The 14,198-nt window shown below is 58.6% G+C and carries 16 protein-coding genes and 1 riboswitch; of the genes, 9 read left to right on the top strand and 7 right to left on the bottom strand.

Translation table 11 applies throughout. The features are described 5' to 3' along the window. Positions 1 to 393: 393 nt before the first annotated feature. The 3 genes from BCM02_RS35815 to BCM02_RS35805 are packed head-to-tail and all read right to left on the bottom strand — an operon-like array spanning position 394 to position 1,406. Positions 394 to 972: a zinc-dependent alcohol dehydrogenase family protein gene (locus tag BCM02_RS35815; RefSeq protein WP_246183178.1), complete on the bottom strand. Its 579-nt coding sequence runs from the start codon at positions 970 to 972 to the stop codon at positions 394 to 396. Between the two features lie 35 nt (positions 973 to 1,007). Beyond that, entirely contained in the window at positions 1,008 to 1,154 is a 147-nt protein-coding gene (locus BCM02_RS35810; protein ID WP_246183177.1) for a hypothetical protein, read from the bottom strand. Positions 1,155 to 1,166: 12 nt separating this feature from the next. Continuing rightward, positions 1,167 to 1,406, bottom strand: coding sequence for an alcohol dehydrogenase catalytic domain-containing protein (locus BCM02_RS35805; protein ID WP_246183176.1), 240 nt, complete (start codon positions 1,404 to 1,406; stop codon positions 1,167 to 1,169). A 103-nt stretch (positions 1,407 to 1,509) separates the two neighbouring features. Here BCM02_RS35805 and BCM02_RS03665 point away from each other — a divergent pair, with 103 nt between their 5' ends. After that, on the top strand, positions 1,510 to 1,920 hold the full coding sequence (locus BCM02_RS03665; protein ID WP_148927669.1) for a winged helix-turn-helix transcriptional regulator: 411 nt from the start codon (positions 1,510 to 1,512) through the stop codon (positions 1,918 to 1,920). An 84-nt stretch (positions 1,921 to 2,004) separates the two neighbouring features. Here the strand turns inward: BCM02_RS03665 and BCM02_RS03660 are convergent, their stop codons facing one another. Next, positions 2,005 to 2,847, bottom strand: coding sequence for a helix-turn-helix transcriptional regulator (locus BCM02_RS03660; RefSeq protein ID WP_148927668.1), 843 nt, complete (start codon positions 2,845 to 2,847; stop codon positions 2,005 to 2,007). A gap of 122 nt (positions 2,848 to 2,969) precedes the next feature. Here BCM02_RS03660 and fabF point away from each other — a divergent pair, with 122 nt between their 5' ends. The 5 genes from fabF (at position 2,970) to BCM02_RS03635 (ending at position 8,769) form a co-directional block, all read left to right on the top strand. Further along, entirely contained in the window at positions 2,970 to 4,211 is a 1,242-nt protein-coding gene (gene fabF / locus BCM02_RS03655; protein ID WP_148927667.1) for a beta-ketoacyl-ACP synthase II, read from the top strand. Positions 4,212 to 4,376: 165 nt separating this feature from the next. Continuing rightward, a complete protein-coding gene (locus BCM02_RS03650; RefSeq protein WP_148927666.1) occupies positions 4,377 to 5,285 on the top strand; it encodes an NAD(P)/FAD-dependent oxidoreductase in 909 nt (302 codons plus the stop codon). 189 nt (positions 5,286 to 5,474) lie between these two features. Continuing rightward, a riboswitch (FMN riboswitch) is annotated at positions 5,475 to 5,625 on the top strand. A 164-nt stretch (positions 5,626 to 5,789) separates the two neighbouring features. Then, positions 5,790 to 6,749: a DMT family transporter gene (locus BCM02_RS03645; protein WP_148927665.1), complete on the top strand. Its 960-nt coding sequence runs from the start codon at positions 5,790 to 5,792 to the stop codon at positions 6,747 to 6,749. Positions 6,750 to 6,897: 148 nt separating this feature from the next. Then, the gene (locus tag BCM02_RS03640; RefSeq protein WP_342791295.1) at positions 6,898 to 7,743 is read left to right on the top strand and encodes an alpha/beta hydrolase family protein; all 846 of its coding nucleotides are present in this window, start codon (positions 6,898 to 6,900) and stop codon (positions 7,741 to 7,743) included. 36 nt (positions 7,744 to 7,779) lie between these two features. Beyond that, entirely contained in the window at positions 7,780 to 8,769 is a 990-nt protein-coding gene (locus BCM02_RS03635) for a Gfo/Idh/MocA family protein (RefSeq protein ID WP_148927959.1), read from the top strand. 316 nt (positions 8,770 to 9,085) lie between these two features. Here BCM02_RS03635 and BCM02_RS03630 read toward each other — a convergent pair whose 3' ends face one another. Next, on the bottom strand, positions 9,086 to 9,859 hold the full coding sequence (locus BCM02_RS03630) for an alpha/beta hydrolase (RefSeq protein WP_246183175.1): 774 nt from the start codon (positions 9,857 to 9,859) through the stop codon (positions 9,086 to 9,088). A 258-nt stretch (positions 9,860 to 10,117) separates the two neighbouring features. Between BCM02_RS03630 and rnhA the strand changes: the two genes are divergently transcribed. The 3 genes from rnhA (at position 10,118) to BCM02_RS03615 (ending at position 13,078) form a co-directional block, all read left to right on the top strand. Further along, positions 10,118 to 10,741, top strand: a complete 624-nt coding sequence (gene rnhA / locus BCM02_RS03625; protein WP_148927662.1) for a ribonuclease H — start codon at positions 10,118 to 10,120, stop codon at positions 10,739 to 10,741. Positions 10,742 to 10,844: 103 nt separating this feature from the next. Next, positions 10,845 to 12,785, top strand: coding sequence for an ATP-dependent DNA helicase (locus BCM02_RS03620; protein ID WP_148927661.1), 1,941 nt, complete (start codon positions 10,845 to 10,847; stop codon positions 12,783 to 12,785). After that, positions 12,779 to 13,078 carry a DUF6509 family protein gene (locus BCM02_RS03615; RefSeq protein WP_148927660.1) on the top strand — a complete coding sequence of 100 codons (300 nt, stop codon included), beginning with the start codon at positions 12,779 to 12,781 and terminating at the stop codon, positions 13,076 to 13,078. The genes BCM02_RS03620 and BCM02_RS03615 overlap by 7 nt, the downstream gene beginning before the upstream one ends. Before the next feature lie 107 nt (positions 13,079 to 13,185). Here BCM02_RS03615 and BCM02_RS03610 read toward each other — a convergent pair whose 3' ends face one another. Then, a complete protein-coding gene (locus BCM02_RS03610) occupies positions 13,186 to 13,350 on the bottom strand; it encodes a mechanosensitive ion channel protein MscL (protein WP_148927659.1) in 165 nt (54 codons plus the stop codon). 488 nt (positions 13,351 to 13,838) lie between these two features. After that, positions 13,839 to 14,135, bottom strand: a complete 297-nt coding sequence (locus BCM02_RS03605; RefSeq protein ID WP_148927658.1) for a putative quinol monooxygenase — start codon at positions 14,133 to 14,135, stop codon at positions 13,839 to 13,841. Positions 14,136 to 14,198 lie beyond the last annotated feature (63 nt).

Raw genomic sequence — 14,198 nt, 5'->3', positions numbered from 1 at the left:
GAGTATAGGCGTGAAACTTATACTTTCCTCTATGTCAAGGCGGAACGGTTATCGCCGTCTGTTAGCGGCGATGGGAGTTACGTTCCGGAGACATAGAGGCTGGAGTATAGGCGTGAAACTTATATTTTCCTCTATGTCAAGGCGGAACGGTTATCGCCGTCTGTTAGCGGCGATGGGAGTTACGTTCCGGAGACATAGAGGCTGGAGTATAGGCGTGAAACTTATACTTTCCTCTATGTCAAGGCGGAACGGTTATCGCCGTCTGTTAGCGGCGATGGGAGTTACGTTCCAGAGACATAGAGGCTGGAGTATAAGCGAGTATCATATACTTCCTTCTATGTAAAAAAACCATCTTTTGGCATATTGGATGCCGAAAGATGGCGGGCGGCAACGTTAGAAGGCGATGACGATTTTGCCGAAGTGAGCGCCTTGTTCCAACCGGCGGAGCGCGTTCACGGCGTCCTCGAAGGGATAGACGCCGTCGATCGCGGGACGGACTCGGCCGGCCGCAAGGGCACGATTCATCGCTTCGAACATCGCGCGGCTGCCGACATTAATGCCTTGCAGGGTGATCTTCTTCTGCAGCACGGCAATCAGATCAAGATCGCTCGCCCGAGCGCCCGACAATATGCCGACGATGCTGACCCGTCCGCCGGTTCGCACGGCGTTAACGGAGCGGCCTAGCGTCGCGGCGCCCCCGACATCGAGCACGTGATCGGCGCCTTCGCCGCCGGTTATCGCGCGTACGGTCTCCTCCCAGTTCGGGGTCGAGCGGTAGTTAATCCCGTGGTCGGCGCCGAGCGCCTTGGCGCACGCCAGCTTCTCGTCGCTGCCGGAGGCGACGATGACCGTCGCGCCATGCAGCTTCGCGAACTGCAGCGCGAAGAGTGGGACGCCGCCGGTGCCCTGTACGACGACCGTGTCGCCGGCTTTCACGCGGCCTTCTTCCACGATGGCATGCCAAGCCGTCACGCCCGCGCAGGGAAGGGCAGCCGCTTCCGGATCGGTTAGATATTCCGGTACGGAGACAGTCCGTTCTCGTCGATCGCGACATACTCGGCTAGCAGCCCGGGCAGCGGACTGCCAAGCGTGCTCCCGGCGTAACGGCGCTGCGGGGGACCCGTCAACCATTGTTGGGTGAATATGCCGCACACGCGGTCTCCGGTTTAAAACCGGGTGACGTTCGCGCCGACTTCGACGACCTCGCCGACGCCGTCGGAGACCGGGGTGAACGGGAGGGGCAAGTCTGGCGCGTAGAAACCGCTAATGACGCCCAAATCCCGATAATTCAGCGACACGGCGCGTATCCGGATTAGCGCTTCATGCGGTCCCGGCACGGGAATAGGTCGATCCGCCAATTGCAAATGGTCCAGACTAAATCCTCCGTGAAGCTCATACTTCTTCATGAACATCTCTCCTTCGTTTATCCGTATAGACACACTTTAATCTGCGAACTAAAATAAAGTAAGTAGGCACTTTAAAGTATCCAGATCGTCGGAGGGAGATGCGATGGGCAAGCGAAAAGCGGCGGAACCGGATATTTCGATCGCGAAATGCGGCTACAGATTGTTGCTGGAAATTATCGGGAGCAAGTGGGCGGTTCTAGCCATCTATGCCATGGAGGGCGGCGATGTCCGATACGGCGAATTTCTGCGAAGAATCGAAGGCATATCCAAAAAGATGCTCACGCAAACGCTGTGGCAGTTGGAACGCGACGGTCTCTTGGAACGGGACATTCACGATACGGTTCCGCCGGGCGTCGAATATCGGTTGACCCCGCTCGGGCGATCGCTGCTCGTCCCGCTGCGGCATATGAAGTCCTGGGCGATCGATCATTATCCGCTCGTTCGAAAGGCGCGCGACGCATTCGATCAGCGCGCGGACCTAGTCGCAGGCGGCGAGACGGAAGGTCAATCGTAATCGCAAGACGAGATGAAGGGACTTGGGATACGGCGGCCGAGAATGACGGCGGTATCCCAAGTCCCTTATTCGGCGTCGCGCCGGCTATGACGTCGCATCCATGAATTGCTTCAATTTCGCTTCCGTGTTCGACTCGGGGGCGGGCGTATAAATGCTGCAGCGCAGATCGCCGCCGCCGTGCGCTTGCAGGGAGGTTAGCTGGAAAAGCATCTTGCGCGCCTTGGCATGTCGAAATTCGAGCAGCACCTCCGGCGCGTAGCTAACTTGGGCTTGTTCCCAAAGACGTCTGAAGTCCGGGTGATCGTCCATCATGCCTCGCAGAAAGTGTTCATACCATTCATCGTCGACGTATTGGCCGTAATAGGAGCGGAACATGGCGAGGAAGCCGCCCGCGAACTGCTCCCAATTCACGGCTAACCGCTGGAATTCGCGGCGGGTGAAGAGCAGCTTGATCATGTTGCGCTCATGCTCCGGAATTTGTTCGAAGTCCATGAAGACGTAGGCTGCCGCGGCATTCCAGCCGACGATTTGGCATCTCCGGTCCGAGATGATGGCGGGACAATACCTTAGCTCGTCGATGATTTTGCGCAAGGACGGCGTCAGCCGTGGATTGTCTGCCGTAAGCTTGGCGACGCCTGCGCCGGTATCCGAGGCAAGGGCGTATATATATTTCCGTTCGTCGTCCGTGAGCCGGAGGGCGGCAGCGACGCTGTCCAGCACGGAAGCCGATACGTGAATATCCCGCCCTTGCTCCAGCCAGGTATACCAGGTGGAGCTGACGCCGGCGAGCTGCGCCACTTCCTCTCTCCGCAAGCCCGGCGTGCGTCTGCGCAAGCCGGCCGGAAGACCTGCCGTCTCGGGCGTGAGGCGGGCGCGAGCCGCCTTCAAGAATGCCGACAGCGCTTGCAGCCGGGTTGGTTGATGCATGCGGATCCCTTCTTTCTTGCCGTAAGCTGGTAGCGCTTATACTAGGATAAACAACAACTTGTAATAGGATAACATAGATGGCAAGATTACATCCATAAGAGGCTGGAAGGGGATGGATGGGCATGGAAAGAGTCGTCATCACAGGGATGGGCATTATTTCGCCGCTCGGCAACAGCGTGGATGAATATTGGGACAAGCTAATACGCGGCGTGTCGGGGGTGCGCGCGATCGAGTCGTTCGATACGACGGGCCATAAGGCGAGGATTGCCGGTACCGTGCGGGATTTCGACGCGATTTCGCTCTTCGGGGCGAAGGAAGCGAGGCGGATGGATCGATTCTGCCAGTTCGCGCTGGCGGCAGCCGATCAAGCGTTGGCTCATGCCGAGCTGGACCTCGCGCATATCGACAAGGAGCGTCTCGGGGTCTACGTCGGATCGGGCATCGGCGGCATCCAAACGCTGACGGAGCAGCATGCGACGCTGCTCGGCAGAGGCGCGGGCCGCGTCAGTCCGACGCTCGTGCCGATGATGATCGCGAACATGGCGGCGGCCATGATTAGCATCCGGCTGGGCGCGCTCGGTCCGACGCTCGCGCCCGTGACGGCTTGCTCGATCGGCAACACGGCGATCGGGGAGGCGTATCACCGCATCCAATCCGGAAGAACGGACGTCATCTTCGCCGGCGGTTCTGAAGCGGCCGTCTCCGAGATTGCAACGGCAAGTTTCGCGAACGCGACCGCCGTGTCAACCCGCAACGACGAGCCGGAGCGGGCGAGCCGACCGTTCGACGCCGGCCGCGACGGGTTCGTCCTCGGCGAAGGCGCGGCCATACTCGTGCTGGAATCGTTGACGCACGCCCGCGCACGCGGAGCGCGGATACTCGCCGAAGTGATTGGCTACGGGGCGAGCTCCGACGCCTATCATATGGTCGCCACGCATCCGGATGGCGAAGGCGCCTACCGTGCCATGCGAGAAGCGATTCATGAAGCCGGCATCCGGCCGGAGGAAGTAGACGTCATCAGCGCGCATGCGACGAGCACGGAATTGGGCGACCGCTCCGAGACGATGGCGATCAAACGCTTGTTCGGCGAAGCCGCCTACCGCATCCCGGTGACCGCGAACAAATCGATGACCGGCCATATGCTCGGCGCCGCGGGAGGAGCGGAAGCGATCGCGCTCGTGCAGAGTTTGCGGACAGGCATTATTCCGCCGACGATCAACCAAGAGACGCCCGATCCCGATTGCGATCTGGACGTCGTGCCGAACGAGGCGCGACAGGCCGATCTGCGAATTGGCTTGTCGAATTCGTTCGGATTCGGCGGTCATAACGCCGTCATCGTGCTCAAGCGCTGGGAAGTAGCATAGTAGAGGACAGGCGGTTGCCATTCACGATGGCGACCGCCTTTTTAGCGCATTCGAATAACCGTTGAAAATCTCCTCAAAGGGGAATGAAAATAGGCACGGCTGCCATATTTATCTTAATGCGGAGATAGCGAGCACGGGTTCGGACAAGTGAAGGAGGAGAGATTGATGCGTTATGATTGCGCGATTCTCGGCGGGGGGCCGGCCGGGTTGAACGCCGCGCTCGTGCTCGGGCGCGCCAGAAGAGAGGTGCTGCTGCTCGACGACGGTCAGCCTCGCAACCGGGTGACGCGGGCTTCGCACGGTTTTCTGACCCGGGACGGCGTGCAGCCGGCCGAATTCCGAAGACTCGCGAACGAGGAGCTTGCCCGTTATCCTTCGGTCGTCGCCGAGCGGCAGAAGGTCGTCCGCGTGAGCCGGACGTCTTCGGGATTTGCGCTGCATACCGCAAGCGGATCGCAATTCGAAGCCGGACGAATTCTGCTCGCAACGGGGCTCGCCGAGTCCTTCCCGGACATCGAGGGCTTCGGCGATTTCTACGGCAGCAGCTTGTTCAATTGCCCGTACTGCGACGGTTGGGAGCTGCGCGACAAGCGGCTCGTGCTCGTGTCTGAGAGCGCGGGCGCGTTCCATACGGCCAAGCTGCTCTATAACTGGAGCAAAGATTTGATCGTCTGCACGAATTGGCAGACGAATTTGTCGGCCGAACAGCAGATCGCGCTCCACCGCAAAGGCATCGTCGTCCATACGAAGCCGATCGCCGGCTTCGAGGGGAAAGACGGGCAGTTGGAAGGCGTCCGGTTCAAGGATGGGACGTCGATCGCGCGAGAAGGCGGCTTCGTGACGCCGAGATTCGCGCAGAAGAGCGACTTCGGCGAGCAGCTGGGCTGCGAGATGAACGCGTACGGCGCCATCGTCACCGACGCGTTCGGTCGAACGAGCGCCCGAGGAGTCTATGCCGCCGGCGATTCTTCGGTCGTCTCGCCGTCCCAGCTCGTCATCGCCGCCGCGGAAGGCAGCCGGGCGGCGATGGGCGTGAACGCCGATTTGACGGAAGACGTATTCCGTGGAGGCTAACAACCGAATCATCTGTTAGCTAGCGGCATCGTATATGCAAGGTCGTCGAACGGCGCAACAGGCAACCGCCGGAAGTCGCGTCCATGCGCCGTTATGTAATTCACGCTGCCGCGCTCAGAATTATAGGCTAGACAATTCGCAAACAAAGTAATAAACTATAGAAAGTGAAGTGGATGTACAAAATCTAATATCGATCTTCGGGGTAGGGTGCAATTCCCGACCGGCGGTAACTTTCACATGGAGGAAAGAAGCCCGCGACTCCTCTTCCCGTCAGCGGGCTGGGGACTGATTTGGTGCGAATCCAAGGCCGACGGTATAGTCCGGATGGTAGAAGATCAGCTGTAAATTTGCGAGGGACTCGTCTCTATACGCGCGTGTTCAAAGAAGCGACTTTTTGAACCGCCTCTATTCCGCAGGTTTATTTGACTGGCCCCGTTTTGCGCATGGCGCGCAAGACGGGGCCTTCTTCCTTCATGTCCCTGGGTCCAGAAGGGGTAATTATTCATGAGTACTGCATCGGTAACACCTGTATTGCGAACCAAGCGCGGCCTGCCCGCGTTCTGGCTCGTCGTCATCGGCGCCGCGCTATGGGGCGTCGATCCTTTGTTCCGCATTTTGCTGCTGGATCATTTGACCTCCACGCAGATCGTTCTGCTGGAGCACGCGATTCTGTTCCTCTTCGCCGCCCCCGTCTTATGGAGCCGCCGCGGCGAGCTTAACGGACTGCGGCTGTCGCATGTCGGCGCGCTGCTATTCGTGTCGTGGGGCGGCTCGGCGATCGCCACGATTCTGTTCACGAAGGGGCTGGCGAGCGGCGATCTGAACGCGGTCCTGCTGCTGCAGAAGCTTCAGCCGCTATTCGCTATTCTGCTCGCGCGCTGGCTGCTGAAGGAGCATCTGCCGCGCATGTTCGGCTTCTTGTTCGTGCTCGCGCTGCTGGGCACGTATCTGCTGACCTTCGGGTTCTCGCTTCCGCAGAGCGGCGCCTCCGACTTCATGCAAGTCGGCAGCATGCTCTCGATCGGCGCCGCGCTGCTGTGGGGCGGTTCGACCGTGATGGGCCGCTATATGCTGGGCAAAATGTCATACGAGACGGTCACGTCGCTTCGGTTCATGCTTGCGCTTCCGTTGTTGCTCGTCCTTACGCTGACGCAGAGCCAAGCCTGGACGCTGCCGGCCGAAGGGCGAGATACGGCGCTGCTCGTCATCAACCTTGCTCTCTCGGCGCTGCTGCCCGGACTGTTCAGCATGCTGCTCTACTATAAGGGACTGAGTACGGTAAAAGCCTCCTACGCCACGCTGGCCGAGCTCAGCTTCCCGATGGTCGGCGTCATTATTAACTGGGTCGTCTTCCACCAAATGATCTCGTTCCCGCAGCTGATCGGCTTCATGCTGATTTGGACGACGCTGTTCGCGATCTCGTGGCAGCAAGACGAACCGGGCAAGCCGGAACCGAAGCCGTGAAGTAAATTCCGCGATTGAAGAGCGCGCCTCGACAGAGGCCGCTCTTTTGTTTTCCGCGCGATCCGGCAAATTCGATTACCCGCGCGCAATCAAACTTTGGTAAGATAGTGAACGCGGTAAGAAACGATTTGCGGTAAGGAGGATGACTATGGCGCAACAGCCGCTCAAGACGGCTCCGTTCGAATTTCCTCTTGAGCACGATTTGACCCTGCGCGGCGAAGTGCGCGTGTCCGGAGAAGAAGGACGCAGACCGGTCGCGCTGCTCGTCCATGGTTTCAAAGGCTTCAAGGATTGGGGATTTTTCCCTTACGCCGCCGAGCAGCTGGCGAGAAGCGGATTCGCGGTCGTGACGTTCAATTTCAGCTGCAACGGGGTCGGTCATGCCGATTTCGACGAGCTCCACAAATTCGGACGGAATACATACAGCCGGGAGCAGGCGGATTTGACCGCGCTGCTCGAGCGCTGGCAAGCCGGCGAGTTGCCGCTGTCGGATCGGATGGACGCGGCGCGGACCGCGCTGATCGGTCACAGCCGTGGCGGAGGCAACAGCTTGATGTTCGCGGCAAGCCATCCGGAGGCCTTCCAAGCGGTCGTGAGTTGGAACGGGATCGCCGACGCGAATCTGTTCGGCGACGAATTCCGGGAGCAGGTTCTTCTCGAAGGGATCGGTTATGTGGAGAACGCGCGCACGAAGCAGCAAATGCCGATTACGGCGGCGTTCTTCGAGGATCTGGATCAGAACCGCGATCGGTTCGACATCGTCAAGGCCATTGCGCGCTTGCCGCTGCCGGTGTTGACGATCCAAGGCGATCGGGATGCGCAGCGGCTTGTTCTCGGACAGGAGCGGCTGCGTCAGGCTGCCCCGCATCAGCGGCACTTATTGATCGAAGGCGCGAACCATACGTTCGGCGCGATTCATCCGTTCGCCGGCACGACGCCGCATCTAGAACGCGCGCTCGAATTAACCGTCGATTTTCTGAAGGAATATAGGTAGCATACCTTATCAAATCAAGCTACAGGAGCGAATATGATGATTAGATTCGGCATTATCGGCACCAACACGATTACGGAGAAGTTCGTGAAAGCGGCAAGACTGGCGGAAGGCGCGGAGATCGCGGCCGTCTATTCGCGCACGGAAGCGCGGGCGAACGAATATGCGGACAAGCTCGGCATCGAGCACCGATTCACGTCCCTGGACGAGATGCTTCAAAGCGATGCGATCGACGCGGTATACGTTGCAAGCCCTAACGCCTATCATGCCGGCCACGCGATGGCATGCATGGAGCATGGCAAGCATGTCTTGTGCGAGAAGCCGGCCGCATCCAACGCGCGCGAGCTGCGCGAGATGATCGAGGCGGCCAAACGCAACGACGTCTTGTTCATGGAGGCGCTGAAGTCGACGTTAATGCCGAATTTTACGGCCATTCGGAACAATCTACACAAGATCGGGCGCGTGCGCCGCTTCTTCGCGAGCTACTGTCAATATTCATCCCGTTATGACGCCTACAAGCAGGGGACGGTCATGAACGCGTTCAAGCCCGAGCTGTCCAACGGCTCGTTGATGGATATCGGGGTCTATTGCGTGTACCCGGCCGCCGTGCTGTTCGGCAAGCCGAACGCGGTTCAAGCGGAAGCGTATATGCTCGAATCCGGCGTCGACGGCAACGGCAGCCTGATATTGAAATACGGCGACCTGGATGCGGTGCTGAGTTATTCCAAAATTTCGAATTCCTACGTGCCATCGGAGATTCAAGGCGAGGAAGGCAGCATCGTCATCAACCACATCAGCGAGCCAAGCCAAGTCCGCATTCATTATCGGGACGGCCGGGTGGAGGATATCACCGACGGGTCGCAAATCGAAGATAACATGATGTACGAGGTGCAAGAGTTCGTCTCCCTCCTCGCGCAGGGCAAGCTGGAATCCGAGGTGAACAGCCATGCCAGCTCGCTCGCGGCGATGGAAGTGATGGACGAAGCGCGCCGGCAGATCGGCCTCGTCTATCCGGCGGACGCGAATTAACGGAGAGCAGATCGGCTATAAGTAACGCTTTCGGTCATGAAACGCCGATTCCGCGCATAGATATGGTACGGGAAACGTAAGTCGTTATAGTTGGACATCGGCATGGGAGAGGGCCGGCTGAAGGAGCAAGACGAACGCATGGAGGGAATGCCATGAGTGCCGATCTGCTCATTCAACTGCTGATTCTAGTCATCATGATTATCGAGCTCGCCGCCAAATCCGACAAGTCGTAACCAAGCAAAAACCGGACGGAGCACGTGTTCCGCCGGTTTTTGTCTGCGTATATGATTGCATACGCGAGGATGTCGCATGCACGCTAATCGCGTCCGGCTTGGACGAGCAGACGCGCGAGCTTGTCGGGCTGCACATACGCCGGCGTCATATGATCGCCGTGGCCTTTGATGAGCCGGAATTGGCCTAGCCTGCTTGAGAAATGCGGGTGCCAGCCGGTGTCGTCGAATTGCGGGAGAACGTTATCTTCCGTCAGATAGAGATAACTCTTCGGCACTTGCAGCGCATAGAATCGCTTCAAATCCAATTGCTCGCGGAACGGGGCAGCCGGCTCGGGCGGCGAGTGGCGATGAATATAGTGCGCCGTCGGCAGGTCCGCGGTATTGACGAACGCATCTCGGAAGTAAGGGAATGGCAGCGCGATCGTGTTGTCCGAGGAGGCGGCAGCCAGCTGCAGGAAGAAGTCGACGGCTTGCTTGGGCAGGACGTCGGCCATCGATTGGCCGTCGTTCAGGACGAAGGCGTTCCAGAACACCAGCCGCTTGAGCCGATCCGGGACAAGCTCGGCCGTTTTCTGAACGATAGTACCGCCGAAGCTGTGCCCGACCAGCACGATATCTTTGAGCTGCTTGGCTGCGATGTAATCGCCGACGGCTTTGCTCATTTGCGCGTGGGAGACGTTCTTGTTCGGATCGCCTCCATGCCCGGGAAATTCCGGCGCATAGACCGTATGGCCCATCTGCCGCAGCGCGGCCGCCGCGCCGTTCCAGAAGCCGGCATCGGCCCATGAGCCGTGGACAAGCACGAAAGTCAGAGGCTCAGATCGGACGGGAGCCGTTTGGGCGGGATTGATACTCATCTCGGACATTCTCCTTTTTGCAGTAGATTAGACGCTATAGGGATAGTTATGCGCGCTTGATCGGAACGATGCGGTCAGACTTCGGGGCTTCGGCGGTTCATAGGGCGTGGATCGCGGAACACTAGCACAAGCGGAACGTTTCGGCGAATCGTGCCTGCTCTTTGCCGGATCCATTTGCTGACGCTATTCGGGAATAGAGTTTTTTGAGGATGAATGAAAGCGGGCGGGATGCCTGCAATATTTAATGAGGTGAAACCATTGGCGAAATCGAAATATTACGTGGTATGGGCGGGCCGCAAGCCCGGGATCTATACGACCTGGGCGGATTGCCAGAAACAGACGACGGGCTTCTCGGGCGCGCGCTTCAAGTCGTTCGAGTCGAAAGCCGAGGCCGAAGCGGCGTACGCCGGGGAAGCAAGCGAGCGAGCCGCGACGTCGGCGGCTCGCGGCGCGGGGGCTGCCGCATCCAAGGAAGAAATCATCGCGAACAGCATCTCCGTGGACGTCGGCAGCAAGGGTAATCCGGGCATCGTTGAATACAAGGTCGTCGACACGGTGACGGGCGCCGTTCTATTCGAGCACCCGCCGATCGCCAAAGGGACGAACAATCTCGGCGAGTTCCTCGCGATCGTCCATGGACTGCGGCTCATACATGAGCAAGGCTTGGACAAGATCGTCTATACCGATTCGCAGACGGCGATGCTATGGGTCAAGAACCGCGCGGTGAACACGAATCTGGCGCGCGATGCGTCGACCCGCGAGATTTGGACATTGGTCGACGAAGCGCTCGATTGGTTGCAGCGCCATCCCGCTCATGCGCAAGTGCGCAAGTGGAATACGGCGGCATGGGGCGAAATCAAGGCGGACTACGGACGGAAATAACGGCGACGGGAGAAGGCGCTTCAAGGCATCATTTTCCCGTCCGCTCGTTTTGCGGTATAATGGTGGAATGTTTTCAATGCTACGAGACGGAGGCACGTCCTGATTGAGTACTTATCCTTTTGATTTTGATCCGAAAGAGCCGTTCGTGCAGCAAGCGAGCGACTGGATTGCGGATGTGTTTTATGAGCAGCTGCCCGAAGCCGGGTTCGAAGTGCGCGACGAACAAATCTACATGGCGTTCCAGCTGGAGCGGGCCTACAACGAGAAGAAGACGATTTTGGCGGAAGCGGGGGTCGGCACGGGCAAGACGCTCGTCTATTTGCTCTATGCCGTCATGTACGCGCGATACACGCGCAAGCCGGCGATCGTGGCCTGCGCGGATGAATCGCTGATCGAGCAGCTCGTCAAGGAAGAGGGCGACATCGCCAAGCTGGCGCGGCACCTGAACTTGACGATCGACGCGCGGCTGGGCAAGTCGCCCGATCAATATATTTGCTTGAACAAGCTGGATGGCGCGAGATTCGAGCATGAAGAAGACGGGGAGCGGTTCCGGGACATCTACGATAGCCTGCCCGCGTTCGTGCGTCGGCCGGATTCGATGCAAACGTTCTTGCCGTACGGCAACCGAAAAGATTTCCCGGAATTGAACGACGAACAATGGCGCAAGATCGGCTGGGACGTCTTCCAGGACTGCCTCGTCTGCAGCCAGCGCCATCGATGCGGCCAGACGATCTCGCGCGAGCATTTCCGCAAGGCGGTCGACATTATTATTTGCTCGCATGACTTCTACATGGAGCATGTGTGGACGTACGAGGCGCGCAAGCGCGAGGGTCAGCTGCCGCTGCTCCCGGAGCATAGCTCGGTCGTATTCGACGAAGGCCATCTGCTGGAGACGGCGGCGCAGAACGCGCTGACCTATAAGCTGAAGCATGCCGTATTCGAGAGCATTATTACCCGTTTGCTGGAAGGCGAGGTACGGGAGAAGCTGGCGTACGCGGTCGAGGATGCCATCGCGCAGAGCGAGAAATTGTTCGACCTGTTGGAGAATAGCAGCCGCCGCGTAACCGGATCGAACCGCAAGGACGTCGTCATCACGGACGCGCTGTTACGGGAAGCGAACCGGTTCAGGTCGCTGCTCGCGGAGATCGAAGAAGAGCTCGTCTTCGAGAGCGGACTGTTCACGCTGGATACGTATCACCTGACGATCGTCGAGGAGCATATCGAGATGATCCAGCTGGCGCTTGGCCTGTTCGTGCAGCCCAAGCAGCTGATTAGCTGGCTGGAGGAAGACCGCGACGGCTTATCGCTCGTGATCATGCCGAAGAAAGTGAAGGAAGTGCTGGAGGAGCGGGTATTCAGCCGGAATATGCCGATCGTCTTCTCTTCGGCCACGATGTCCGTAGGCGGATCGTTCGATTATATGGCCGGCACGCTCGGCATTCGGGATTATCTCTCGTTCTCCGTTGAATCGCCGTATGACTATCAAGCGCAGATGAAAGCCGCGCTCCTGCCGGACCAGCCCGACACGGACAAGACGAAGATCGCCTTGGAGCTGCTGCGGCTGACGGAAGGACGGGCGCTCATTCTATTCCCGTCCGAGGAGCAGTTGCGGCAATTCCAGACGTCGGTCGGGCAGCACCCGGATGCGGCAGGTTATCGCTTCCTCTATGAAGGAAGCGCGGAGATCAGCTCGCTCATCTCGGCCTTCCAGCAGGACGAGCATAGCGTGCTGTGCGCGGTGACGCTGTGGGAGGGACTCGATATTCCGGGGCCGTCGTTGTCGCACGTCATCGTCTGGGAGCTGCCGTTCCCGCCGAACGATGCCGTGTTCGCCTCGCGCCGCGCGGACGCCGCCGATCCTTTCGAAGAGGTGGACATGCCGTACATGCTGCTTCGTCTTCGCCAAGGCATCGGCCGGCTCATCCGCTCCCGGGAGGACGAGGGTTATATTTCCATCCTGGGCCAGGCGCTTAATCAAGCGGAGGTGCGGTCGCGCATCGCGGCGTTCCTGCCTCCAGGGACAGAGAGGGACATCTTATGCTAACCATATCATCGTATTCGGCCGAGCTGGTCAAAGACCCGTTCGGCATCTTGCCCGGCACGCGGTATGAATTCGTCCTGAATCTCGACATTCCCGATGACGACGAACTGCATCATGAGCTAGGCGTGTACGCGCGCGTCGTGTACAAGGAGCAAGACGGAGAAGGGGCCATCGTGAAATACGATCTGCACGAGCGGTCGACCGACCGTTATCTGGATTTCGACCTCGAGGATGAAGAGGTGGCGATCTTGTTGTCGTTCTGCAAGGAACGGACGGCGGAAGCGGAGGGCAGCTAGCCGCGCTCCGAGCAGGAACGGCAGCAGCACCCGCGCGACATGCGCGGGTGTTTTTTTATGCGATATTTGGGGGACGGGAGGAACAAAAAAGACCTCCGTCAGGGGCCTCATTTGTACAGCATTCTTCGGTTTAACTGGACGTTGCTGCCGTATTTCTCGATTAAGCGAGCGGATTCGGACTTGACGTACAGCTGGATTTCTTTCAGTCGCTGGTTGACGGGACGGAGCGTTTCCTTTACTTTGCCGTCCACGATCACATCGAACACGATCAACGTTATTCACCTCCTTCTTCTAAGTCTGATCTGTTTCTAGCATAGCGCAAACATATGAAGCGGCTGTCAATCCAATGTTAGCTTGCGGTCAAATTTCGGCGAATATGTTACCCCCGCGTTAAACGCTTCGAACCGAAACACTGCCATATTATGCGGATTCGACACGGAAAAGACTAGCGGATTGGCCTGTTTTAGCGTTTTTTAAGATGAGTTTGACGAAATGGTGACAGGATGGAAGAGCAGAGAACGAGGCGAACAAACGTTAATACATAGGGGAGTTTGCGAGCGTTATGCAACATTCGCGCGAGAGGAGAAAGACGAAAAGCCCCTTTCGCGCGGCGGATCGTCGTGAACGAATTCGTTCGAACGCGCTGAGAGGGGCTTGTTTCAAGCATGTCGGTTTGTCGCCGATGCGGATCCTATTCGGCGAACGGAAGTTTCGATTGCGGGGTCATGAACCTGGCATACGATCGAAAACGGACGGCTTCTTACTGGGCCGGCGCCTGCACGACGAATATTTCCGGCTTGAACGGCGCTTGCAACCAACCGCTCGCGGCGGCGAAGAAAGACGTGAAATACTCGCTTTTGCCATGCAGATCGATCGCTTCTTTGCTCGCCCACTTCTCCACGAACAGGAAGGTGTTCGGGCGGTCGGCGTCCTCGTATAATTTGTAACCCAAATTGCCTTCTTCGCGGAGCGTCGCTTCGACGGTCGCGCGGGCTTTCTCTAGAAATGCTTCGCGATGGGCGGAGTCAATAACTAGCTCGGCGTGAATAATGATCATAGGTAGGGGTCATCTCCTGGCTGCCGGATCGGCGAAATGTGATGGTAAGCGGGTTATTTCGGT

The sequence above is a fragment of the Paenibacillus methanolicus genome, assembly GCF_008124765.1.
Taxonomy (GTDB): domain Bacteria; phylum Bacillota; class Bacilli; order Paenibacillales; family Paenibacillaceae; genus Paenibacillus_Z; species Paenibacillus_Z methanolicus.
The sequence above is the reverse complement of the archived record's forward strand: the minus strand, read 5'-3'. Positions and strand labels throughout refer to the sequence as shown.

Bases quoted from the DNA above. Each gene is read 5' to 3' on its own strand.
- BCM02_RS03615 (WP_148927660.1), top strand. From the start codon at position 12,779: ATGCTAACCATATCATCGTATTCGGCCGAGCTGGTCAAAGACCCGTTC.
- BCM02_RS03605 (WP_148927658.1), bottom strand. From the start codon at position 14,135: ATGATCATTATTCACGCCGAGCTAGTTATTGACTCCGCCCATCGCGAA.
- BCM02_RS03645 (WP_148927665.1), top strand. From the start codon at position 5,790: ATGAGTACTGCATCGGTAACACCTGTATTGCGAACCAAGCGCGGCCTG.
- BCM02_RS03660 (WP_148927668.1), bottom strand. From the start codon at position 2,847: ATGCATCAACCAACCCGGCTGCAAGCGCTGTCGGCATTCTTGAAGGCG.
- BCM02_RS03650 (WP_148927666.1), top strand. From the start codon at position 4,377: ATGCGTTATGATTGCGCGATTCTCGGCGGGGGGCCGGCCGGGTTGAAC.
- BCM02_RS03640 (WP_342791295.1), top strand. From the start codon at position 6,898: ATGGCGCAACAGCCGCTCAAGACGGCTCCGTTCGAATTTCCTCTTGAG.
- fabF (WP_148927667.1), top strand. From the start codon at position 2,970: ATGGAAAGAGTCGTCATCACAGGGATGGGCATTATTTCGCCGCTCGGC.
- BCM02_RS03635 (WP_148927959.1), top strand. From the start codon at position 7,780: ATGATTAGATTCGGCATTATCGGCACCAACACGATTACGGAGAAGTTC.
- BCM02_RS03630 (WP_246183175.1), bottom strand. From the start codon at position 9,859: ATGAGTATCAATCCCGCCCAAACGGCTCCCGTCCGATCTGAGCCTCTG.
- BCM02_RS03665 (WP_148927669.1), top strand. From the start codon at position 1,510: ATGGGCAAGCGAAAAGCGGCGGAACCGGATATTTCGATCGCGAAATGC.
- BCM02_RS35805 (WP_246183176.1), bottom strand. From the start codon at position 1,406: ATGAAGAAGTATGAGCTTCACGGAGGATTTAGTCTGGACCATTTGCAA.